At 62.2% G+C, this 22,593-nt stretch carries 20 protein-coding genes and 1 pseudogene; 4 read left to right on the top strand and 17 right to left on the bottom strand.

Annotated elements, in window-relative coordinates:
- Positions 1-21 precede the first annotated feature (21 nt).
- Positions 22-1,788 carry a dihydroxyacetone kinase subunit DhaL gene (gene dhaL, locus K0P03_RS26120; protein ID WP_272791039.1) on the top strand — a complete coding sequence of 589 codons (1,767 nt, stop codon included), beginning with the start codon at positions 22-24 and terminating at the stop codon, positions 1,786-1,788.
- 10 nt (positions 1,789-1,798) lie between these two features.
- Here dhaL and K0P03_RS26115 read toward each other — a convergent pair whose 3' ends face one another.
- The 13 genes and pseudogenes from K0P03_RS26115 to K0P03_RS26055 form a co-directional block, all read right to left on the bottom strand.
- Positions 1,799-2,755, bottom strand: a complete 957-nt coding sequence (locus K0P03_RS26115; protein ID WP_023517189.1) for a sugar-binding transcriptional regulator — start codon at positions 2,753-2,755, stop codon at positions 1,799-1,801.
- 213 nt (positions 2,756-2,968) lie between these two features.
- A pseudogene (locus tag K0P03_RS26110) lies at positions 2,969-3,145 on the bottom strand (IS3 family transposase); the annotation flags it as partial.
- A 275-nt stretch (positions 3,146-3,420) separates the two neighbouring features.
- On the bottom strand, positions 3,421-3,624 hold the full coding sequence (locus tag K0P03_RS26105) for a hypothetical protein (RefSeq protein WP_024270761.1): 204 nt from the start codon (positions 3,622-3,624) through the stop codon (positions 3,421-3,423).
- A 588-nt stretch (positions 3,625-4,212) separates the two neighbouring features.
- On the bottom strand, positions 4,213-4,701 hold the full coding sequence (locus K0P03_RS26100) for a GNAT family N-acetyltransferase (protein WP_272791038.1): 489 nt from the start codon (positions 4,699-4,701) through the stop codon (positions 4,213-4,215).
- A gap of 230 nt (positions 4,702-4,931) precedes the next feature.
- Positions 4,932-6,035, bottom strand: coding sequence for a class II histone deacetylase (locus K0P03_RS26095; protein WP_272791037.1), 1,104 nt, complete (start codon positions 6,033-6,035; stop codon positions 4,932-4,934).
- Between the two features lie 14 nt (positions 6,036-6,049).
- Positions 6,050-7,555: an aldehyde dehydrogenase gene (locus K0P03_RS26090; RefSeq protein WP_272791036.1), complete on the bottom strand. Its 1,506-nt coding sequence runs from the start codon at positions 7,553-7,555 to the stop codon at positions 6,050-6,052.
- Between the two features lie 12 nt (positions 7,556-7,567).
- Positions 7,568-9,151 carry a GMC family oxidoreductase gene (locus tag K0P03_RS26085; RefSeq protein WP_272791035.1) on the bottom strand — a complete coding sequence of 528 codons (1,584 nt, stop codon included), beginning with the start codon at positions 9,149-9,151 and terminating at the stop codon, positions 7,568-7,570.
- 9 nt (positions 9,152-9,160) lie between these two features.
- Positions 9,161-10,231 (bottom strand): branched-chain amino acid ABC transporter permease, encoded by a 1,071-nt coding sequence (locus K0P03_RS26080; protein ID WP_272791034.1) that lies wholly within the window; start codon positions 10,229-10,231, stop codon positions 9,161-9,163.
- A 9-nt stretch (positions 10,232-10,240) separates the two neighbouring features.
- Positions 10,241-11,128 (bottom strand): branched-chain amino acid ABC transporter permease, encoded by an 888-nt coding sequence (locus K0P03_RS26075; protein ID WP_023516055.1) that lies wholly within the window; start codon positions 11,126-11,128, stop codon positions 10,241-10,243.
- Between the two features lie 5 nt (positions 11,129-11,133).
- The gene (locus K0P03_RS26070) at positions 11,134-11,859 is read right to left on the bottom strand and encodes an ABC transporter ATP-binding protein (RefSeq protein WP_024270763.1); all 726 of its coding nucleotides are present in this window, start codon (positions 11,857-11,859) and stop codon (positions 11,134-11,136) included.
- A complete protein-coding gene (locus tag K0P03_RS26065) occupies positions 11,856-12,659 on the bottom strand; it encodes an ABC transporter ATP-binding protein (protein ID WP_272791033.1) in 804 nt (267 codons plus the stop codon). The genes K0P03_RS26070 and K0P03_RS26065 overlap by 4 nt, the downstream gene beginning before the upstream one ends.
- 73 nt (positions 12,660-12,732) lie before the next feature.
- On the bottom strand, positions 12,733-14,031 hold the full coding sequence (locus K0P03_RS26060; RefSeq protein WP_023516454.1) for an ABC transporter substrate-binding protein: 1,299 nt from the start codon (positions 14,029-14,031) through the stop codon (positions 12,733-12,735).
- A gap of 50 nt (positions 14,032-14,081) precedes the next feature.
- On the bottom strand, positions 14,082-15,437 hold the full coding sequence (locus tag K0P03_RS26055) for an amidase (RefSeq protein WP_272791031.1): 1,356 nt from the start codon (positions 15,435-15,437) through the stop codon (positions 14,082-14,084).
- 183 nt (positions 15,438-15,620) lie between these two features.
- Between K0P03_RS26055 and K0P03_RS26050 the strand changes: the two genes are divergently transcribed.
- Positions 15,621-16,577, top strand: a complete 957-nt coding sequence (locus tag K0P03_RS26050; RefSeq protein WP_272791030.1) for a LysR family transcriptional regulator — start codon at positions 15,621-15,623, stop codon at positions 16,575-16,577.
- A 172-nt stretch (positions 16,578-16,749) separates the two neighbouring features.
- On the opposite strand, the gene K0P03_RS26045 is transcribed toward K0P03_RS26050, so the two are convergent.
- The gene (locus K0P03_RS26045) at positions 16,750-17,496 is read right to left on the bottom strand and encodes an SDR family NAD(P)-dependent oxidoreductase (RefSeq protein ID WP_272791029.1); all 747 of its coding nucleotides are present in this window, start codon (positions 17,494-17,496) and stop codon (positions 16,750-16,752) included.
- A 129-nt stretch (positions 17,497-17,625) separates the two neighbouring features.
- On the opposite strand from K0P03_RS26045, the gene K0P03_RS26040 reads away from it, so the two are divergent.
- The gene (locus K0P03_RS26040) at positions 17,626-18,654 is read left to right on the top strand and encodes an aldo/keto reductase (protein WP_272791028.1); all 1,029 of its coding nucleotides are present in this window, start codon (positions 17,626-17,628) and stop codon (positions 18,652-18,654) included.
- Positions 18,655-18,697: 43 nt separating this feature from the next.
- Here the strand turns inward: K0P03_RS26040 and K0P03_RS26035 are convergent, their stop codons facing one another.
- The 3 genes from K0P03_RS26035 to K0P03_RS26025 form a co-directional block, all read right to left on the bottom strand.
- Positions 18,698-20,209: a UxaA family hydrolase gene (locus K0P03_RS26035; protein WP_024270767.1), complete on the bottom strand. Its 1,512-nt coding sequence runs from the start codon at positions 20,207-20,209 to the stop codon at positions 18,698-18,700.
- A gap of 158 nt (positions 20,210-20,367) precedes the next feature.
- The gene (locus K0P03_RS26030; protein ID WP_024270768.1) at positions 20,368-20,697 is read right to left on the bottom strand and encodes an L-rhamnose mutarotase; all 330 of its coding nucleotides are present in this window, start codon (positions 20,695-20,697) and stop codon (positions 20,368-20,370) included.
- 44 nt (positions 20,698-20,741) lie between these two features.
- Positions 20,742-21,422 (bottom strand): GntR family transcriptional regulator, encoded by a 681-nt coding sequence (locus K0P03_RS26025; RefSeq protein ID WP_024270769.1) that lies wholly within the window; start codon positions 21,420-21,422, stop codon positions 20,742-20,744.
- 212 nt (positions 21,423-21,634) lie between these two features.
- Between K0P03_RS26025 and K0P03_RS26020 the strand changes: the two genes are divergently transcribed.
- Entirely contained in the window at positions 21,635-22,465 is an 831-nt protein-coding gene (locus tag K0P03_RS26020) for an amidohydrolase family protein (protein ID WP_023511930.1), read from the top strand.
- Positions 22,466-22,593 lie beyond the last annotated feature (128 nt).

The following is a 22,593-nucleotide window of genomic DNA, read 5'->3' as shown; positions in this document are numbered from 1 at the left end:
GATCTGACGAAAGAAAGCAGAATGAACCAGGAAGTCAAAACGAAGAAGCTGATCAACGCGCCGGAAAACATCATCGCGGAGATGATCGAAGGCATGGTCGGCGCGCATCCGGACATGTTGCGCGTCGAGGGTGCGACGGGGCGGGCGGTCGTCGCCGTCGATGGCCCGCGCGATGGCAAGGTGGGCATCGTCGTTGGCGGCGGCTCGGGCCATGAGCCGGCTTTTGCCGGCTATGTCGGGCGCGGCCTTGCCGATGCCGCCGCTGTCGGCAACATCTTTGCTTCTCCCTCGCCGTCGCACATCGTCGAGGCGGCGCGCGCCGTCGATGGCGGCGTCGGCGTCGTCATGCTCTACGGCAACTATACCGGCGACGTGCTGAACTTCACCATGGCGGCCGAGGAGCTGGAACAGGCCGGCATCGCGGTGCGCCATGTCGCGGTCGCCGACGATGTCGCCTCCGCCCCGATCGAGCGCAAATCCGAGCGCCGCGGCATTGCCGGCGACTTCTTCGTCTTCAAGGTGGCCGGTGCCGCCGCCGATCTCGGCGAGCCGCTGGCGCGCGTCGAGGCGCTGGCGCAGGCCGCCAATGACGCGACCCGCTCGATGGGCGTGGCGCTCAGCCCCTGCTCGCTGCCGCAGACCGGCAAGCCGAACTTCACCATCGGCGACGATGAGATGGAAATCGGCATGGGCCTGCACGGCGAGCCCGGCATCCGTCGCCAGAAACTCGCGCCGGTGGACGAGGTGAGCGATGAACTCGTGGAGGCGGTTCTGAAGGAGCTGGACCTCAAGGCGGGCGAACGCGTCGCTGTTCTCGTTAACGGCCTGGGCGCCACGTCGCAGATTGAGCTCTATCTCATCTTCCGCCGCGTCAAGCAGCGGCTCGATGCTCTTGGCATCGAGATCCACGCCTCCTGGGTCGGCGAATATGCCACGTCGCTGGAAATGGCCGGCGCCTCCGTGACGCTGATGAAGCTGGACGATACCTTGCAGGCGCTGCTCGACCATCCCTGCCGCACGCCGGCCCTCGTCGTCGGCGCCTTCGAGAAGACCGACGACATCGCGATCCGCAGCCGCAAGGCGGTGAAGCTTGCCGAAAGCGGCGCCGCCGTTGAGGAAAAGCCCCGCGAGCTGCTGACCGAGGGGGACGTGACGCCGGCGATCTTCAAGACGATGATGCATGCCGTCGGCGACGAGATCATCGCGGAGAAGAACTGGCTTTCCGAACTCGACGGCGTGATCGGCGACGGCGACCATGGCGTGACGATGGAAATCGGCTGGAAGGCCGTGCAGCGCGCGCTGGAAGATACGCAGGACGACGAGACGATCGAAGGCATCTGCAAGCGCATGGCCAAGGCCTTCCTCGATGCCGTCGGCGCCTCCTCCGGCCCGCTCTACGCCACGGCGTTCCTGCGCGCCGGCACGGCCGTCAGCCACCGCCTCAACCTCGATGGTGCAGGCATGGCGGAATGGCTGAGTGCTGCCTGCCAGGGCATTCGCGACCGCGGCCGCGCCGAACAGGGCGACAAGACGATGATCGACGCCTGGGTGCCGGCGGTCGAGGCGGGCTTTCGTGCTGCCAATAGTGGCGGCTCCACGCTGGACGTGCTGGTTGCCGCCCGCGATGGCGGGGAGGCCGGCATGAAGGCGACGGCGGCGCTCGAATCCCGGCGCGGCCGCTCGGCGAAACTCGGCGAACGCTCCGTCGGCCATATCGACCCCGGTGCGGCCTCGACTTATGTGACGCTACGCGCCATGGCGGCCGCGCTACAGAAGGCGCTCGCCTGATCCAGGACAGTCAGCGCGGGCCTTGCAGCAAGGCCCGCGCGACACCCTCGTTGGTGACGAGCCGGTTGACATAACCGGCGCGCAGGATCGCCCGGATGATCGGGATCTTGCGGATACCGCCGGACACCAGCACGGAAATCGGTTTGAGCTTCAGCTTGTCCGGCGGCAGCGCGATGATCGAGTCATTCAGGAAATGATCGATCGCCTGGCCGCGCGCATCGAGGAACCAGCCCATGAATTCGCCGACGGCGCCGCGCTTCAGCACCGTATCGAGATTGTCCTTCACGACGCGGATCTGGGTGAGCGACGTGTCCTGCGCCAAGGCCCCGCAGGAGACGATGCCGATATCGGCGATCTCGGTGCGCGCCAGCACGTCCGTCAATTCGTCGTTGAGCAGCAGGGCATTGCGGCTTTCGGGATTGGCGCAGTAGATCGGCGCCGTCAGATAGTGACATTCGACGCCGAGCGCGCGGGCAAAGGCCGTCGCGACCTCGAACGTGTTGGTGGCCGAGCCGCTGGTGACGCCGCCGGTGAGCCCGACGACCCAGCTTTCGGATTTCGGCCGGGCGCGCAGGCTGCGCACGGCAAAGCTCAGCGTGCGCCCGGAGCCGATGCCGACCCCCATGTCGCGCCCTTCGATCAGTTCGCTCGCCAGCGAACCGGCGGCTTCGCCGATGACCCGCTTCTGCTCCAGATAGTCGTCGAGATCCGGCACCACCAGCGCATCGACCAGGCCGTAGCGGGCGGAGACCTTTTCGGCGAGTTCGATGCAGTCGGTCAGAGGCAGGCTGACATTGACCTGCACGCTGCCGGATTCCCGCACCTGGCCGATGATCTTGTTGACCTTCAGCCGCGTGATGTTCATGCGCTGGGCGATTTCCTGCTGGGTTTGCCCGCCGATGAAATAGAGCCAGGCGACGCGCGCGCGCTCCAGTTCCTCATCGAAATGTCCCCAGTCTTCGTTCATGCGGCACGGTTTCCTTGATGTGTCTGATTTATGCGTCAACGCTGGCTGCCGTCCAACGCCGAGAACCCTGAATACCGTGCGCATTCACTGTTGGCTTCAGCCATCTTCGATATTCCAATGCGTCGTTATGGCGTTGATAAAGCCCCTCAATATTTTCCATGGGCACGATTGGTTGCAAACTGAATAGCCCGGGGCTCCATAGACATCGTCACGTCACTCTTTTTGGCGCTTTTCGAACTCGACAGATGATAGCATTCCGTTTTTGACGTGTTTGCGTTTTAGGTTGTAGTATATCTCGATGTAATCGAACATGTCCTGCCTGCCCTCGTTCCTTGAGCGCTTGACCCTTCAGCCTCTCCGCTCCCGCTTCATCGGATTGAAGAAGCTCTCAGTCGCCATCTGCCACGACGAATGGGCGCACGTTCTAACCTTTCAATGGCTTAGCTATGGCATGAAGCTCGGTAGTGGCCTTCGTTGCCAAGGGCTCGGAGATGCCACGAACTGAAGCACGCTTAGATCATGCCCGCGATCTTCAATCCCGCTCAAAATGGCGGCTGACAACATGTGAGTCGCCTTTGGGCGACGTTCCATGTGCAGCGCGCAGCGGCACTTCTCCTCGAACTGCCGCCGGAAGCCGTGGGCGTGCGCGAAGCATGGTTGAGGGTTTAAGAGCTTGAGTGCGTCTGCGAAGCTTGGAGCCGTTCGCTGCTCTCGGCTGTGGCTGGCTCAATCATCGGAGCCGCGGAGGCAACGTGGTCTTCCGCAATGCTCAAATCCAGTTTTCCCCAGATCGACGGTTTTTGGTTGCTGGGCTTCAGCTTCCGGGATTGCTTGATTTCAACGGTGAACGGTTTTGTCTGCTGACGCATTCTTCCTCCTGATGGCGAATCGCTGTGCAACTCTAGCGCGGCGATCTTGTCTCGCAAGCGGACCTTGCAAAGGTCGGCGATCTGTCTTCGGGCTTCATGATAGCGGTGGAGACTGATCCCGCTTCGCGGTCGCTTCCTTGATGGTTCGGTTCATCCGTTCGACCTGGTCGTTGGTCCATGGATGATTGGGCTTTGTCAGCTGCGGTCGTATGGATGCCCACGCCATCTGGCAGCCGGACTGGAGCACTTCTTCGGCAGATCAGCGAACCGATGCCATTGTCGGTAGGGATGTATGAATGCGGTGGGGCACGACGGCGACGATTTCATCGAGGAATAGCCGGGCTGCGGCGCCGGTGGCGCGTGGCACCAATCTCGCGAAGACGAATTTGCAGGTCCGATCGGTACCCGCAAAGATACAAAGCTTGTCCTCGGTGCTCGTGGCAAGCCCGGGTGTCCGCCCACCATGCGGGCGGCAGCGTTGCGGGTGCCTTGATATCACGCAAGCGATCGCGCTGACCGGGGCCAACCGCCTTTCTCAAAGCGCACGAAGAGGAGTGCCATCAGGCATGCAAGCTGTCGGCTGCGCGTTCACCGCTCCGCGAGCTGAAGGACGACTTCGACCTCTTCGTCGAACATTCCGCCAGTGGGAGAAAAGCCGAGCTTCTCATAAAATGCCTGCGGGCTGCCAGGCCCAAGGCCGTAGCTCGTGTAGAGCTCCCGAACACCCTGTGACCGAAGGCGCATGGCGATCCTGGAGATTGCCTGCTTCCCAAAGCCCTGGCCTTGAAAAGGCCTGGCGATCATGAAACGCCATAGATAGGGGCCAGGGCAGTCGATCCCGTCATCCCAATCCGATCCATCATGCACCATGACGAAACCGATCAGGACGTCATCCGCATAAACGCCGCGGAACCAGGCCGATTGCGAACAGAATCCCTCGGCAATCGAAGTCCCGTTGTCCGCGACAAAATCCCTCTGTTCTTCCGAAAGGGTTTCGCTCAACTCACAAATTTCAGAGACATTCGCAGACGTTACCCGGCGAAACGTCACCTCTGCGTTGTTCGGAGGGAGTGTCATATTTTTCTTTCTCTATTTATTTTATCAATATCTAAAAAATAACCACATCTGGGTGTCGACTCAGAAAGAACAGCTTGATGCTTCCATTGTCCAGATTCAGGCATCTAACGTCGCGATAAAACATTGTGCCTATGCCCGCAACAAACTGCTGAGGGTTTTCTGCGTTATTGCCATCGCCACGCCCAATCGCACGACGGCTTTTGATGTCACCACGCCCTCCGCTGGCATATTTATGGACGGATTCCCACCAATAGCTCGGCGGCGGCCGAAATCGCGTCCTGTTGCCAGGGGCGTAGGTCCTGGCCCCGGTAGTTCAGGAAGACCGGCAGGAACGGGTCATCGATGTGGGTCCTGATGCCCGAGAGCTGCTCCATCACGGCGAGGCCGCAATAGGGCACGTAGGCGGCGGAGTAGCCGCCCTCGTGCGACATGACAAGGCGCCCGCCACACAAATCCCCGGCGGCCTCCATGAGCATCCGCGTCATCGCGCGATAGGTGTCGCTATGCAGCATCATGCGGCCAAGCGGGTCGGCGCCCGACGCGTCGAATCCCGACGGCACGACGATGAGGTCGGGCCTGTAGGCCGTCAATGCCGGAAGCACCACCTGTTCAAAGGCGGCGATGTAGGCACCGTGGCCGCAGCCGGCCGGAAGCGGAACGTTGAGATTGTAGCCGTAGCCCGCGCCCGCGCCGCGTTCTTCCCGGTCACCGCTGTCATGGGGATAGAGCCGCTCTTGGTGGAGCGAGATGGTCAGCACGTTGGGATCGGTCCAGAACGCAGCCTGCGTGCCGTTGCCGTGGTGAACGTCCCAGTCCACCGTCGCCACGCGCTCGAACCGGTGCTTCTTGCGGCTCTTCAGGATGGCAACCGGAACGTTGCCGAACAGGCAGAAGCCCATGCCGTTGTCGCTTTCGGCATGGTGCCCCGGCGGGCGGACCAGCGCATAGCCATTTTGGAGTTCGCCGGAGAGGACTTTGTCCATCAGCGCAAACGTGCCGCCGGCCGCAAGGCAGGCAATCTCGTAGCTGCCGCGACCGAAGGGCGTGAGATAACTCGCGTCGCCGCCGCGGTCGTCGCTGAGCGCCTTGATGCGGCGAATGTAGTCGCGCGTGTGGAAGAGGGCGAGGTCGTCCTCGTCGACCGGTACCGATTTGACGCTGGTGAGCTGGTCGGTAAGTCCGGAAACCTCCATGAGATTCCGGAAGCGCCGCTTCGTTTCGGCATTCTCCGCATGTTCCCCGGGTTCGACGGTCAGACTCGCAGGAAAGAATTGCGCGGCCGCGCCCGTATCGTGCCACAGATATAGTTCGTGGAAATTCCAGCCGGTCTTCATTGTCTGCTCCCCGTTCATGCGCCGACCGTCACCCACACGCCCTTGCTCTGCGTGTAGGAGAGGATCGCATCCATGCATTTGTCGCGTCCGTTGCCGCTTTCCTTCCAGCCGCCGAAGGGCAACTGCATGTCGCCGTTCATGTAGCTGTTGACGTAGACCATGCCGGCCTCGACATCGCGCGCAAAGCGGTGTGCCTTGCCGAGATCGCTCGTCCAGATGCCGGCTGCCAAGCCGAAGGGGCTGTCGTTGGCGATGGTGACCGCCTCGTCGTAACCCGATACGGGAATGATGCTGGCGACCGGGCCGAAGATCTCCTCGCGGGCGATCGTCATGGTGTTGTCGACGCCGGTGAAGATGGTCGGAGCGACATAGGCGCCGTGCTCCAGCCCGTCGGGCGTGCCGCCGCCGAGAATGCACTGCGCCCCGCCGCGGCGGCCGATGTCGATATAGTTCAGCACGCGCTGCTGCTGCTCGCGGGTGACGAGAGGCCCCATGGTCGTTGCCTCGTCCAGCGGATCGCCGGGGATGTAGCCGGTTCTTGCCTGCACGGTGAGCGCATCAACGAAGTCCGGGATGGCCGATTTCTCCACGATGATGCGTGAGCCCGCACAGCACACTTCGCCCTGGTTCCCGAAGATGCCTATGGCGGCCCACCAGGCAGCCGTTTCAAGGTTTTCGGCGTCCGCAAGAACGACGTGCGGAGATTTGCCGCCGCATTCCGTGGCGACTTTCTTCATGTTGGATTGGCCGGCATAGACCAGCATCAACTTGCCGACCTCGGCTGAACCGGTGAAGGCGATCTTGTCGACGCCGTCGTGCAAGGCCAGCGCTTTGCCGGCCTCTGCCCCGAAACCGTTGACCACATTGAGCACGCCGGCCGGTCCGCCGGCTTCCACAAAGAGCCTCGCGAGCAGCAGCGCAGAGAGGGGGGACTGTTCGGCCGGCTTCAGCACCACCGAATTGCCGGCAGAAAGTGCGGGTGCTATCTTCCACGCCGTCATCAGCAATGGATAATTCCATGGCACGATGCAACCGACCACACCGAGCGGCTGGCGGATGACGTAGGACAGCACGTCGCTGGACGTCGAACCGACGCTGCCTTCGATCTTGTCGATACACTCGGCGGTAAACCGCAGGCAGGTAAGCGCCAGCGGGATGTCGACCGTCAGCATTTCCCGGATCGGCTTACCCATGTCGAGCGTATCGAGCAGTGCGAATTCCTCGGCATGCTTTTCGATAAGCTCGGCGAACCGCAACATGACGGCCATGCGGGCACGCGGCGCCATGCGCGACCAAGCGCCCGACCGGAACGCCCTGCGCGCGGAGGAGACGGCGAGGTCGATATCGGCTGCCGCGCCGAGCGATACCGCCGCGATGACGCTGTCATTGGCGGGATTGACCGTCTCGAATTTCGAGCCGGACACGGCTTCGCGGAAGTCGCCGTCGATGAAGAGCCTGCCTTCGAAGGAAAGCTTTGCGGCCCTGTCGTGCCAACGACCCGTGAATGGGGCGATGTTCATGGATGCGTCTCCTTAGCCGGCGAGGATCATCTGGGCGGCACGCTCGGCGATCATGATCGTCGGCGCATTGAGATTGCCCGAAACCATCTTCGGGATGACCGATGCGTCGGCAACGCGCAGGCCTTCGAGGCCGCGAACCTTGAGCGTCGCGGGATCGGTAACGGCCATCGCATCGACGCCCATGCGGCAGGAAGAGGAGGGGTGGTAGAGCGTCGTCATGTGGCCGCGGACATAGTTGGCGATTTCGGCGTCCGTCCTGCACTCCGCACTCGGACTGATCTCGTAGTCGACAAGCGCGCGGATCGGCGACTGCTCCATGATATGGCGATTGATCTTGATGCCCTCCACCAGGGTGGCAAGGTCGAGGCCTTCCGGGTCGCTCACAAAGTATCGGGGGTCGATCGCGGGATGCTCTATCGGATTGGATGAGCGCAGCCTGATTTCGCCGCGGCTGTTCGGGCGCTGAAGCGTGGAGTGTGTGGTGATGCCCGACTGTCCGCCGAGGAAGCGGGCGTAGTCGCGATGTGGGCTCATCGCACCGTAGAGCTGGAGGTCGGGTTCGACGCCGGGCCTGCTGCACACATGGCCGCCGGAGGCGACCCAGGGCGAGGTGCGGATGCCGGTGCGCCGGTCGCGCCATTCCTCGAAACTGTCGGCGATCACCTCGTCGGTCCAGGCGCCGATGCCGAGGGCTTCCTTGGTGTAGAAGGTGATTGGGATGTTGAGGTGGTCCTGCAGGTCCTTGCCGACGCCGGGAAGGTTGTGGATGGGATCGACACCCACCGCCTTCAGTTCGTCCGCCGGGCCGACCCCCGACAGCATGAGGAGCTGGCAAGAGCCGACTGCCCCCGAAGACAGAACGACTTCGCTGCCGGCATGGGCCGTGTGCGGAACGCCGTCGATCAGGTAGTTGACACCCGTGGCGCGGCCATTCTCGATGATGATTTTTGTCACGAGAACGCCGGTCTTCACCGTCAGGTTGGGCCGCTCGAGCGCGGGCCGCAGGTAGGCCTTCCCGGTTCCCCAGCGCTCGCCGTTCTTGATGGTGAACTGGAAGAGACCAACCCCTTCCTGGGTTTCACCGTTGTAGTCGGGATTGTAGGGATAGCCCGCCGCTTCCGCGGCCTCGATCCAGATCCGTTCGTATTTGTCGACATAGGGCACATTGCCGATGTGCAGGAGGCCGTCGTTGCCGTGATAGGGGCTCTCCTTGATGTCGGCGTTGGCCTCGGAATGGAGGAACACCGGAAGCACGTTGTTCCAGCCCCAGCCGGCGCAGCCCATCGCTTCCCAGGCATCATAGTCCGAAGGCAGCCCCCGGATATAGATCATCGCATTGAGCGCACCGGAGCCGCCCACCATCTTGCCGCGCGGCCAGAAGATGCGGCGCCCGCGGCAGCCGGCCTGCGGCTCGGTGTAGTAACCCCAATCGGCGCCCGTGTTGAACATGGTCACCCAGTCGGACGGGATATCGGAGGCGAGGGGGGCGGCGCGTCCGGCCTCGAGGACGAGGACCTTGCGGTCCGGATCGGCGCTCAGCCGGTTTGCAAGCACGCAGCCGGCCGAACCTGCGCCGATGATGATCGTGTCGTACATGGGACCCCCTCACTTCCCGGCGGTTGCCGGCTTTTCCTGGAAATTGACGCTGGAGACGGCCGCGGCGTTGCGGTGGCGCAGCCAGAAGACGAGATCGCCGAGCCGACCGACGAGGCCTTTCGGCATGAGCAGGATCGACAGAGCGATGATGAGGCCGAGGCCGAGCGTGCGGAACTCACCCGCCTCGCGCATCAGCTCGTCGGCCGCCACGAGCACGATCGTGCCGACGAGCGGCCCCCAGAAGGTGCCGACACCGCCGACGACGGTGATCGCGATGATGAACATCAGCTGCGACATGGAGAGGATGCCGGGACCGATCGCCTGGAAATGCGCGGCGTAGAAGCCGCCGGCAAGGCCCGTGAAGAAGGCCGAGATACCGAACACGAGAAGCTGCGCCTGGAACCGGTTGACACCGCGCGCCACCGCATAGCCGGGATTGTCCTTCAGCGCGCGAAACGCAAGCCCTATCGGGCTTTTGACGATGATGTATGTGACGATCATCGTGATCGCAAAGAGGGTTGCGACGATCGCATAGTTGCCGACGAGCCATTGGCCCTTGAGAAGCGCCCGCGTGCCGAGATCGCCGAAGCGGGCAAAGCCGACAGCGCCACCGGTGAACTGCCGGCAGATGGAGCCTACCATCGTGAAGCATTCGGTGTCCGCGACAATCAGCAGATACATGGTCTGGGCGATGGCGAGCGTGAGCAGCGCGACATAGACGCCGGTCAGGCGAAGGCACGCGAGGCCGACGATCAGCGAGAAGACAACGGCAGAAAGCGCGCCCGGCAGCAAGGCCGTCCAGACGTTCCATCCGAAGTAGAAGCAGATCATAGCGGTCGCGTAGCCACCGAAGGCGAACATGGCCATCTGTGCCAGCGAGAAGACGCCGGCAAAGCCGAAAAGCAGGTTCCACTGTGAGGCAATAGTGGCGTAGAACAGGGCCAGCACGATCTGGCCGAGCACGTAGCGGCTGTCGATCATGAAAGGAAGTGCTATCGCGGCTGCGATGAGCAGCAGGCTGACGAGAAGGTCGAGACGCGCGCTGCGGGCCATGCCCTTGAAACTTGAAGTCTGGGTCACGGCGTCACCTCACATTCGACGGATTTGGACACGGCCGAAAAGGCCGGCGGGCCGCCATATCAGGACAGCGATGACCACGAAGAGCAGCGTTGGAAAACCCCAGCGCGCGCCGGCGACGTATTGGACGAAGGCCTCGAGCAGCGCGAGACCAAAGGCGGCGGCCACCGCGCCCGGCAAATTGCCGAGCCCTGCGACCACGCACATGATGAAGGCTTTCAGCATGGGGTCGTTCCCGAGCGGCGGCGAAAGCTGGGTCATGGAACTCACCATCACGCCGCAGATGCCGGCGATCGCGCCCGACAGGACGAGGACCTGAAAGTAGACGCGGTTGACGGCAACGCCCATGAGTTGCGCCGCCTCGCGGTTCTGGGCTGTCGCACGGATGGCGCGACCCATGCGCGTCTTGCCGAGAAGAAGCGCTATGACGGCCATGAGCGCTATGACGACGAAGACGATGAGCATGTTCTGATAGGGAAGGCTCACCGGACCGAGCACGAGTGATCCCGTTGCCGAGATCGGCTGTTTCAACGGCTGGCCACCATAGGTCAGAAGAATAGCGTTTTCGAGCGCAATGCCGATGCCGACGGTTGCGATCATCACATTGGATTCGAACGTCGCCTTGTCGTTCTTCAGCAGGTTGCGCACGATCAGGACGTAGAGCAATCCGCCTGCGACGGCGCCGACAAGAATGGCGCCGGCGAAGCCGGCGATGACCGGTAGGCCGAGGACGGTGCAGAGCGTGAAGGCGGAATAGCCGCCAAGCGTCAACATGGCGGCATGCGCCATGTTGAGCATGCCCATGGAGCCCCAGACGAGGGAGAGGCCGACGGTTGCAAGCGCATAGAGAGCCCCTGTCGTAAGGCCTGCGATGAGAATGGCGGTCAGGATGTCGAGCATGATCGTCAGCCCCCCAGATACGTTGCGAGGAGTTCGTCGCGGGCAAGCAGTTCAGCAGGTGGGCCCGACCACACAATCATACCGTCATCCAGAAGGTGGAGATGGTTTGCGAGGTCGGCGACGCGGGCCGGATTCTCCTCCACGAGCAGGATCGTGCGGCCGCTTCTGGAGAGTTCCGTTATCACGCCATAGATCTGCTCGATGATCAGGGGGGCGAGACCCAACGACGGCTCGTCGATCAGGAGGATCTGCCCGCCCATCATGAGGCCACGGCCGATGCCAACCATGCGCCGTTCTCCCCCCGAGAGGGACGATGCGATCTGGTCGCGCCTGTCCGAAAGCTTGGGCAGGAGTGTATAGACTTCGTCCAGCCGCCGATCGATTTCCGCCTTGGAGGGAGCGAGATAGGCCCCCATGAGCAGGTTTTCCAGGACGCTCATTTCAGGAAACAGCATGTCGCCCTGTGGAACGTGGGCCACACCGAGCGCGGCGATGGCATGCGGTTTGGCAAGCGTCGGCGCGCCATTGATGCGGACCGCGCCCGATGTCAGCGGCACGAGGCCGGAGATGGTCTTGAGCAGCGTCGATTTGCCGTGGCCGTTTGGCCCGACGACCGTGACGAAGTCGCCGGCGGCGACATCGAAGGATATGCCCTTCAGCACCTCCAGTCCGCTATAGCCTGAGACCACGTTGGAAAGACTGAGGACGGGCGGTTTCGTGAACGCACTCACGGCTGGACCTCGCCTTCGGAAAAATAGGTCTTGAGGCGCTTGCGCGTTCCCTCTCCGAGATAGGTTTCGACCACGACCGGGTCTTCAGCGACTGCTTGCGGCGGTCCTTCGAAGATTTTCTTGCCATGATGCATGATGAGGACACGGCTGGAGAGTGCGAGCAGGAAGCGCATGACGTGTTCGATGAGAACGACGGTCATGCCGTTCGCCTTCAGCCGTTCCACCAAACGGATGATGTGGTCGATCTCGCTTGTATTGAGCCCGCCGACCGGTTCGTCCAGAAAAAGCAATTTGGGTCTGGTTGCGATCGCACCGGCAATCATCAGCAGTTTGCGGTCGAGCACGGGAAGCTGCGCCACCGTCGCATCTGCCTTGTCCGCAAGACCAACGAAAGCCAGTGCTTCTTCCGTCTGGTCGCGTACGTCCCTGCCGAGCTTCAGCCCCGGCAGCGTCCTTCGGCTACGGCCGAAATAGGCGGCGACGTCGATGTTCTCGCGTACCGTCAGGCTGTCGAATGCCGCGTTGAGCTGGAATGTGCGCGCAATGCCATGCTGACATATCCTGTCGGCGCCAAGTCCCGAAATATCGTGGCCGTCGAAGACCATCCTTCCTTCGGTCGCTGGCGTTACGCCTGTCACCACGTCGAAAAAGGTGGTCTTGCCTGCGCCGTTCGGCCCGCCGATGCCGACGATCTCGCCACGGCTGACGGTCAGCGACATACCATCCACCGCCGAAAGCGAACCGTAGCGCTTCACGACGTTTTCGCATTCCAGCAAGATTGTCCCGCTGCTTTCCATCATCCCGCTCCTTCCGCCATCGGTATCGGCCACTTTCGCGGCCGATACCCAGATTCAGCGCTGCACCTGCAGGAGCCTATTTGATCCAGGGTGGCAGGACGAACGCATCGGTGGCGTAGAGCGCCGGCGCGATGAGCTTGGGGTCGGTCGTGTGGTCCTGATGCTGCAGGAACTGATGCGGCATGCCCAGCGAAGGATCGGCCGTCTGCGTCGGGTAGCAGTAGGCCGACTGTCCGGCGGTATCGGCCCGATAGGTCCCGTTGACGCCGCGATAGACATTGCGTCGCATGACGGCCGCCACCTTGCCCACTTGCTCCTTGTTGAAGGGCTCGCCCGGACCGCCGGCAATGGCGGCGGCAATCGCCCACATCCACAGGCCGTCATAGGTCTGCGATCCCGTGATGTAGGCGGAGTTCGGGCCGAACTTCGCGCGATAGGACTCGCGGAAGGGCTTCGAGAATTCGTCCGGAAGGCAGCCGACGACCGTTGAATAGATGACGCCGTTGATGCTCTCGCCGCCGATCTCGCGAAAGGCGGGAAGCGACGGGCCGTATTGCATGTAGACGAGGCTGTTCGTGGGCTGGGAAAGGAACTGCACCATGAACTGCGCAAGATCCTGCGGCAGGAAGTGCGTCACGATGATGGCGGCCGGCGGGTCCTGCCGCAGCTTTGCCAGCGTGGGCCCCCACTGGTTGGTCGGGAACGGCACGGTTTCGAACAGGCTCACCTCGAAACCGTAGTCCTTGGCCTTGTCGCGGATCGCATTGGCGATCACGATGGAATACTCGTTGGCCGAGGGAATGATGGCGATCTTCTTGTTCGGCGCCGTCCACTTGCCGCCTTCCGAAAGAGTCTTCAGGAAGTTCAGGCAGCCCGGTCCATACCAGAATTCCGGAGGGTCACCCTGGAAGGAACCGTAATACCGCTCGGGATCGGTCTTGAACTTCTCGTTGTGCGAAATGAGCGTGTTGTAGTGCATCATGATGACGTCGTTGTCGGCTGCGACGTCCATTTCGATCATGTTGGTGCCGAGGTTGTAGCCGTTGATGATCACCGGCGTGTTGAAGCGATCGACCAGCCGCTGCATGGATTGGGATACGAGGTCGGCGCCCATCTCCTTGGTGTCTTCGATGTGAATCTCGACGGGCCGGCCCAGAATGCCGCCAGCGGCGTTGATCTCCTCGGCGGCAAGGTCGAGCCCGTTCTTGAACTCGATGCCGTCCGCCGCTGCGATGCCGGACATCGGCAGCGCCGAGCCCACCGCGATCGGGGACGTATCCTGCGCCCGGACGGACCTGTTCATATCGGCAAGGAGCATGCCGCCGGCCGCACCGGCTCCCAAGGCTCCCTGAAGCATTGCACGTCTATTCATCATAACGGTTACCCCTTTTATAGTTGGTTGTGTTCGTCATGCGTGGTCGGTGCTTACCTGGAAAACGTCACCTCCAGGCCGGCCGCGGCGGAAAGGACGGCAGCGTCTTCGCCGCGTGCTCCGATGATCTGGAAACCGACAGGCAGGCCGGCGGAGGTGAAGCCGCACGGTATGACGCAGGCCGGTTGCTGGCTCAGGTTGATGGGAAAGCTGAAACCGGCCCATTCCGTCCAGCGGCTGAAAGCGCCTCCCGCCGGCACTTCGAGCCCCGCGTCGAAGGCAGGCAATGCCGTCCCGGGCGAAACCACAAAATCGTATTCGGCAAGCAGGCGATCCATCGCTGCGCCGTATTCGCCGCGCCGGACCTGTGCGAGAACCAGTTCCGTCGAGCTATACGCCGCGCCGGCACGAGCGATTTCGAGAAAGCCTGGATCGATCAACCCACGTTCCGCCTCGGGGATTGAGGAAAGGCGCGCCGCAGCACCGGTGAACCAATGATGATGGAAGAGGTCCAGAAGGCCTTCCGCGGGCAGCGCAATCGGCTCCACGATAGCCCCCGCGGAGGACAATCTCGAGACCGCGGCATCGACCACCGCGGCGACCTCGGGATCGAGTGTCCCGCTGGCTGGTTTCGACCAGTATCCGATGCGTTTTCCGGCGAGGCTCGCAGCTTCTCCAGGCTCGAGGCTCGCCAGCTTGCCGACGCCCTGGGCCCAGTCCCGGATGTCCCTGCCGGACATCGCCCTTAGCATGGCTGCCGCGTCGAGGGCGCTTCGCGTCATTGGCCCCACATGGGCGACGGTGCCGAAGGCGCTTGCCGGATGGGCCGGAACCCGGCCGAAGGTCGGCTTGTGGCCCACGATACCGGTAAAGGACGCAGGAATGCGGATCGAGCCGCCGCCGTCTGTTCCGAGATGAAAAACCCCCGCCCCGACGGCAGCGGCTACGGCTGCGCCACCGGATGATCCGCCGGGCGTTTTTTCCGCGTTCCACGGATTGCGCGTCACGCCGAAAAGTGCACTGTCCGTGATGGCTTTCCAACCGAATTCCGGCGTGGTGGTCTGTGCGATGAAGATCGCGCCGGCCTTGCGCAAACGGGCCACGGACGGCGCGTCATCGCCATGGGGGCGTGCCGGTGTCGTGGTGCTGCCGTAGCGCACACTCCAGCCTTCGACCCACACGATATCCTTGAGCGTTGTCGGGATGCCATCGATATCCGAAAGGGGCGCCCCCTTCGCCCAGCGTTTCTCGGCTGCGTCGGCGGCTGCAAGTGCACCATCATGATCGATGAATGTGAAGGCGTTGAGCTTGGCATTCACGTTCTCGGCGCGTTCTATGGTTGCCCTGGCGACTTCGACCGGCGAAAGCGTGCGATTGCGATAGGCTGCCGCAAGCGCTGCGGCGTCCATACGGCATAGCTCCGCCGCCCCTTCGAGAGGGTTTTGAAAAGACATTCTATCGTTCCCTTGATTTCGTATATCCCTGCATCTTGCGGCAGGTTTGTTCGTTGAGGGCAGAATGAACCTTTCCTTCGCACGCACAAAATGTATTCTTTCGCATAACTTCATACATTTTCTGGAGCATTCGGTTCGATGAACCTGACGATCCGGCAGCTGCGCTATGTCTGCGAAGTCGCAAGCCTCGGCAGTGTACAGGCTGCGTCAAAGGTCCTGCATATCTCGCAATCCTCCATTCTTGCGGCGATCACACTCGCCGAAGGGGAGATGGGTGCACGCATCTTCGAGCGGCGGCCGGCGCGCGGAGTGCAGGTCACGCCGGCCGGCGAGCGCTTCATCAGCGCAGCCCGGATCATGCTTGCGGCTGCGACGGAGTTCGACAGGGCAATCGGCGACCTCGCCGACCGTGTGCCGAAGGTCTTGCGCATCGGCTGTTTCGAACCGTTCGGTGCCCTGTTCATGCCGGAAATGCTGCGCATGTACATCGACAATGTCGGCGATGTCGAAATCGACCTTCTCGAAGGGGACCAGGTGCAGCTGCAAACCTGGCTGGGCGAGGGGCTGATCGATCTGGCTGTTCTCTACGATATCGGCACCATCACGACAGGGACGATGACACGGATTTGCAAGGTTCCGGCCCACGCCGTCCTGCACGTCGATGACCCGCTGGCGGCCAAGGATGCCGTCTGGCTATCGGAGATTGCGACGCGTCCATTCGTGTTGCTCGACATGCCCCAGACGGCGACATATCTGCTGACGCTGTTCGATATCCTGGCGAAGCGGCCGGATGTCCGCTTTCATACCCGCTCCTATGAAACGGTCCGCTCCGCGGTTGCGTCTGGTTTTGGTATGTCGATCCTCAACATGCGCCCCATAGGTCGGGCAACGTCGGACGGCCAGGGCATCGTGAGGCGCCCGATCCTCGAAGAACTCCCGCCGCCATCGGTCATCGTCCTGGATCTCTATGGAAACGCGAAGCCTCTGTTCGTGCGGCTGTTCATCGAAATCATCCGCCGGTTTTTTCGCGAGGTCGGCCCGTCCGGGTTTTCCGTTTGCATTGAGAAGAGGCATTCCGCCTTGATCTTTGGCTGATAGCGGCGAACTGGACGATGGCCGCGGCATGCATCATCGGCAATTGTACAGGACCTGATCTGCGCTTGCAGAGATTGCCTGCATCGCCTCGGCAAGGATAGATCGAGGGGGTACGATACGATCTTAACTCAACTTTGTTTGGTCGTGTTTAGCCCCCAGAGGCGTGGCATCGTCAATACGTCGTCCTTCCGCCGGAGAGATCGAAGGTCGCGGCGGTTGTGAAGCTGTTCTCCTTGGAGAGCAGCCAGGCGACCATGGAGGCCGCCTCGTCGACGTCCAGGAAGCGGCCCCGCGGTATGCGCGAGCGCATATATTCGATGAACTCCGGCGTCAGCTGTTCGAGGATACGGGTCTGGGCGGTCGCCGGCGTGATGCAATTGACGGCGATGTCGTAGCCGGCAAGCTCCTTGCCGAGCGACTTGGTAATGCCCATCACGGCAGCCTTCGAAGCCGAGTAGGCCGCGGCATTCGGATTGCCTTCCTTGCCGGCAACCGAGGCGATGTTGACGATACGGCCGTAGTTGCGTTCCTTCATGCCGGGCACAAGCGCCCGGTTGACGTAGAAGGTCCCATTGACGTTGATGTCGATTATCTTTTTCCACATGGCGATGTCGTAGATATCGAGCGGCGCTGCGGCCCCGGCAATGCCGGCGGAGTTGACGAGAAGCGAGGCAGGGGCTGCGATCTCTTCGGTGCGCGCCCGCGCGCCGTCGACCTGCTCCCAGTCGGAGATATCGACGATAACTGTTGTGGCGGCGCTGCCGAGGGTCTTGCGGGCCGAGGCCAGCAGAGCCTCATCGACATCCCAGAGCGTGACGGTGGCACCCGATGCAACGATACGGCGTGCCATGGCAAAGCCAAGGCCCTGCGCGCCGCCTGTTACCACCGCATGCTGGCCTGACAAATCGATCTGGTTCATGGCTTTCCTCCGCTATCGGGCGCTTTTCTCCGGCACCGTTGTGCTGCCTTGATCTCCGCTATTATATTAGTGTAACAACGCAAGCAAGGGTGACCGGTGATTTTCGCGCGGTCTTGCGAGGAGGGTTTCATGCGGGCGGGCGAAGCGAGGACAGTTGGCAGGACAGGGCTTAAGGTGACGGCTCTCGGCATGGGTACGGCGGCCATGGGAGGGCTCTATGCGCCGGTTTCGGCGGATGCGTCTCTGGCGGCCCTCAAAGCGGCCTGGCAGGCCGGTATCCGTCATTTCGACAGTGCACCGATGTACGGTCTCGGTCGCGCCGAACATTTGCTCGGCCATTTTCTGCGGGAAAAGACGGACACTGCGGCAACGTTCACGGTCAGCACCAAGGTCGGCCGGCTCATGGCGCGTGAAAGGCCGGGCCGCGATCTGCCGCCCGCGCCACCGAAAAACCCGCTCGATTCCGGTTGGCACAACGGCCTGCCGTTCAGAGAGGTCTTCGACTACTCCTACGATGCCATCATGCGCAGTTTCGATGACAGCGCCCAGCGCACGGGGCTTGAGCGGCTGGACCTCCTCTTCGTGCACGATATCGGCACCGTTACCCACGGCGTGGCGCAGGTCACCCACTGGATGGCGCTGACGAAGGGCGGGGGCTTTCGGGCGCTGGAGGAGCTGCGGGCAGCCGGCCTCATCCGTGGCTTCGGTCTCGGGGTCAACGAGGCCGATATCGTGCTGGACGCAATGAACGAGGCTGCGCTCGACTGCGCGCTCTTGGCCGGCCGTCACACGCTGCTGGAGCAGAACGCGCTCACCCTGCTCGACAAGGCACAGGAGGTCGGCATGGGCATCATGATCGGCGGCGTCTTCAATTCGGGCATTCTTGCCGGCGGTCCCGGTGGCCATCGAAAGTTCAACTACCAGGACGTGCCCGAGGCTGTGGGGATACGGGTGAAAGCCCTCTCGGAGATCTGCGAGCGTTTCGGTGTGCCGCTCTCGGCGGCGGCCATTCAGTATCCGCTGCGCCATCCCGCCGTCACGACGGTGCTGATCGGTCCACGCGACGCAGAGCAGGTCCGACAAAACATCGGCTGGTTCGAGCAGGATGTACCGGGGGAGCTCTGGAAAGCCCTGCAGCACGAAGGTCTTGTTGCCTGATCGGGAAGGCTTTACGCCCCTTTTTGCAGGGGGCGTGTGTGCCTTACATCGTCGCACCGATGTTCCAGGGCACGAATTCGAGATCGCCATATCCGAGTTGCTCGGATTTCGTGAGTTCGCCGGATGCCGTGCGCAGGATGAGATCGAATATCTGCCGGCCCTTTTCCTCCAGCGAAACGCCGCTTAACACGTCGCCGCAGTCGATATCCATGTCTTCGATCATCTGCTCGTAGATGTGGGAGTTGGAGGCGAGCTTGATCGACGGCGTCGGTTTGCAGCCGAAGGCTGAGCCGCGGCCCGTGGTGAAGCAGAGGATGTTGGCCCCGCCCGCCACCTGCCCGGTCGCCGAGACCGGATCGTAGCCCGGCGTGTCCATGAAGACGAGGCCGGTCGTATCGACAGGATCGGCATATTCGAACACGGCGCGCAGGTTCGTCGAGCCACCCTTTGCCGCCGCGCCGAGTGATTTTTCAAGGATCGTTGTCAGGCCGCCGAGCTTGTTGCCGGGCGAGGGATTGTTGTTCATTTCCATATTGTGGCGGGCAGTGTAGTCCTCCCACCAATGGATCCTTTCGACGAGTTTCTCGCCGACTGCGCGGCTTTCTGCGCGCCGGGTCAAGAGATGCTCGGCGCCATAGATTTCCGGTGTTTCCGACAAGATGGCCGTGCCACCCTGCTCGACAAGCAGGTCGACGGCCGCGCCGAGCGCCGGGTTCGCCGTAATGCCCGAATAGCCGTCCGATCCGCCGCATTGCAGTGCAAGAACCAACTCCGATGCGGGCGCAGCGGTTCGCTTGTGCGCGTTCACGGCCGGCAGCATCTCGTAGATCGCATGCACGCCCGCTTCCACCGTCTTGCGCGTGCCGCCGGCCTCCTGGATCGTCAGGGTGCGAAAGGTGATGTTTTCCTCGACGCCAAAGGTTTTCATCCAGCGCGGAATCTGGAAGACCTCGCAGCCAAGACCGACCATCAGCACGCCGCCCACATTCGGATTGGTCGCAAAACCCCATTGAGTCTTCTTCAGCATGTCATGGGCTTCGCCATTGACGTCCAGGCCACAGCCCGTGCCGTGCACGAGCGAGATGACGCCATCGATATTCGGATAGTTCCTGAGCACGCCCGATTTGTTGACTTCCTCGGCGATGAAGCGGGCAGCACTCGCCGAACAGTTCACGGATGTCAGGACGGCGACGTAGTTTCGCGTGCCGACCTTTCCATTGGCGCGGCGATAGCCGAGGAAGGTGGCTCGCGCCGCTTCCGGCAGCACATGTGTCTCCTTCCGGTTTTCGCCGAACATGTAGTTCCGCTCAAAGGTATCGACATAGACATTGTGTTCGTGAACCCAGTCGCCGGGTGCGATCGCATCCTTCGCAAAGCCGATGACCTGACCGTATTTGATGATCGGCTGATCCTTGCCGATCGCTGTCATCGCCATTTTGTGGCCGCGGGGGATGCGGGTCGTTGCCACCACGCTCCCCGCAAGGTCGCCCGGATTGAACGGGTCGGTCACCAGGACGATGTTGTCGGCGGCGGAAAGCTGGATGAAACGGGCCATGGTATGCTCGGGCGGGTGACGCAGGCGCGCTCCGCAATAGAGTTTGTGATATTTGAATACTAATATAATAGCGACGGTGCGGTCAAGTATGGCAATGCTCTGGGAGCTGCATCGAAACCTCGCGGTGCGAGATGGAGGGGATTTACGTTCCCGGGACGTCAGTCGTGATGGAAGACTTCGACCATGTCCGCCCACCACTCTCCGTCCTTGCGGGTGGCAAACGGCTGCTGCAGCGGGTCGCAAATCTCCCACCATTTCTGCATGGCCGGCGAGCGTGCCATCTCGGCGGCATCCACCTTGAAGTCGGCGCCGTGATATTCCCAGTAGGCAAAGAGCAGATTTTCCGGCTCGCGCAGAAAGATCGAATAGTTGCGGATGTTGGCCGCGCTGATGACTGCCAGCACCTCCGGCCAGACGGCTGCGTGCAGCGCCCTGTATTCGTCGATGACGTCAGGCTTTAGCCCGATGCACAGGCCCATGCGCTGCATGCTGCACTCCTTGAAGAGAGGTGAGGGCGGGGCGGCTGAACCCTTCAGCCGAATGCGTTGTTTGCGACGGCAACTTCCAGCGTGTTGCGCAGGGACGTATTGAGGTGCTCGCGCATGGCGGTGGCCGCTGCCTCGCTGTCATGGCGCTGCAGCGCCTTCAGGATCGCCTGATGCTGCAAAATGGTCTGGTCGCCGTAGCCGGGCTTGGGAATGGCGAGGTAGCGGCCACGATCCATCTGCGCCTTGGAAATGTCGACTGCGCGCCAGAGCATGTGAAAGCCGTTCACTTCTGCGATGGTGCGATGAAAGATGTCATCGAGTTGGATGGCATCGCTGAAGCGGCCGCGGGCGATCGCCGTCTTGTGGGCGGCGATGTTGTCCTCCAATGCCTCTGCCTGGGCCGGGGTCAGTTTCTCGGCGGCGCGGCGCGCGCTTTCCATTTCCAGCGCATTGCGAATGACGTAGGCTTCCTCGATGTCGCGGATGCTGATGCGCGCGACGAAGGTGCCGGTCTGGGCGAAGACGTTGACGAGGCCCTCGTCGCTGATGCGCTTGACGGCTTCGCGCACGGGTGTTCGGGAGACGCCAAGCGACTGGGCGATCGCCATCTCGTTGATCGATTCCCCTGGTTTCATCTGGCCGCTGACGATCAAGCTGCGGACCTTGTGGTAGATCTGGTCGCGCAGCGGAAGGGAGCGGTTGAGATTGGATGCGTCGATGTCCATGGCCACCGTGACTTGTGAGAACGATTGAGCGATATTTCAGATTAGCAGCTTGCGAGCGAGGGGCGCCAGTCTCCGTGCAGGCATATCCTGTGGTCTGAATTCTTCCTGTCCTGTGTGTTGGTCTGCACGAATCCGCATTGCGGATGTGTCCATTATAATACTAGTGTTATGCACAAAAGCCAATATGGGCGCCCGAAGCAAGGGGAAGCAGGTTGATCATCGACGCGCATCATCATCTGTGGCGGGCGGATCGTGGTGACTATCACTGGATGTCGCCGGATGTGCCCGTCCTGGCACGCGACTATCTCGCGGACGATCTCCGTCCCGTCCTGCGGCGCGCCGGTGTCGACCGGACCGTGCTCGTCCAGGCCGCGCAGACCGAGGCCGAGACGGATTTCCTGCTTTCTTTGGCGTCGGATGCGGATTTTGTTGCCGGCGTGGTCGGCTGGCTCGATTTCGAGGACGCGGCGTTTCCCGTCAAGCTTGAGGCGCTGATGCGCCGTCCGAAATTCGTCGGGTTGCGGCCCATGTTGCAGGACCACGCGGACGACGATTATATCCTGCGCCCGGCGGTTCTGGCCAATATCGGCCATTTGGCAGCCTCGGGTGCGGCGTTCGATATTCTCACGTTTCCCCGCCATCTGTCCCGGATCGCACGCATGCTCGATGCCGTGCCTGACCTGCGAGCCGTCATCGATCACCTGTCGAAACCACCTGTGGCGAGCGGCAGAATGGAGGGGTGGGCCGAGGATATCGCGCGGGTGGCTGTGTATCCCCACGTGCATTGCAAGGTCTCCGGCCTCGTTACCGAAGCGCGGCATGCGGACTGGGTTCCGACGGATCTCGCCCCCTATGTCCATCACGTCTTTCACGCCTTCGGTGCGGACAGGCTGATGTTCGGCAGCGACTGGCCGGTCTGCCTTCTTGCCGCCTCCTATGCAGAGGTGCTGAACGCCGCGCGGGGCATCCTTGATCCGCTGCTCGATGCTGAAGGCATGGCCAAGGTGTTCGGTAGCAATGCGGTGAAATTCTACCGTCTCTGACCTCGCCATGGCGGGATGCCGTCGTTAGGGCGGCATGCCGGATGGATGCACAATATTGATTGGCCGAGGTCGCTTGTCACTACTGTTATATTAGTGTAATAGAACTTCGCCGGCTGGAGGAACGAGGC

Origin of the sequence: Shinella sp. HY16, from assembly GCF_028534175.1 — a bacterium.
In the GTDB taxonomy this organism is placed as follows: domain Bacteria; phylum Pseudomonadota; class Alphaproteobacteria; order Rhizobiales; family Rhizobiaceae; genus Shinella.
Note: the sequence above shows the minus strand (reverse complement) of the source record. Positions and strands in the feature narration are given on the sequence as shown.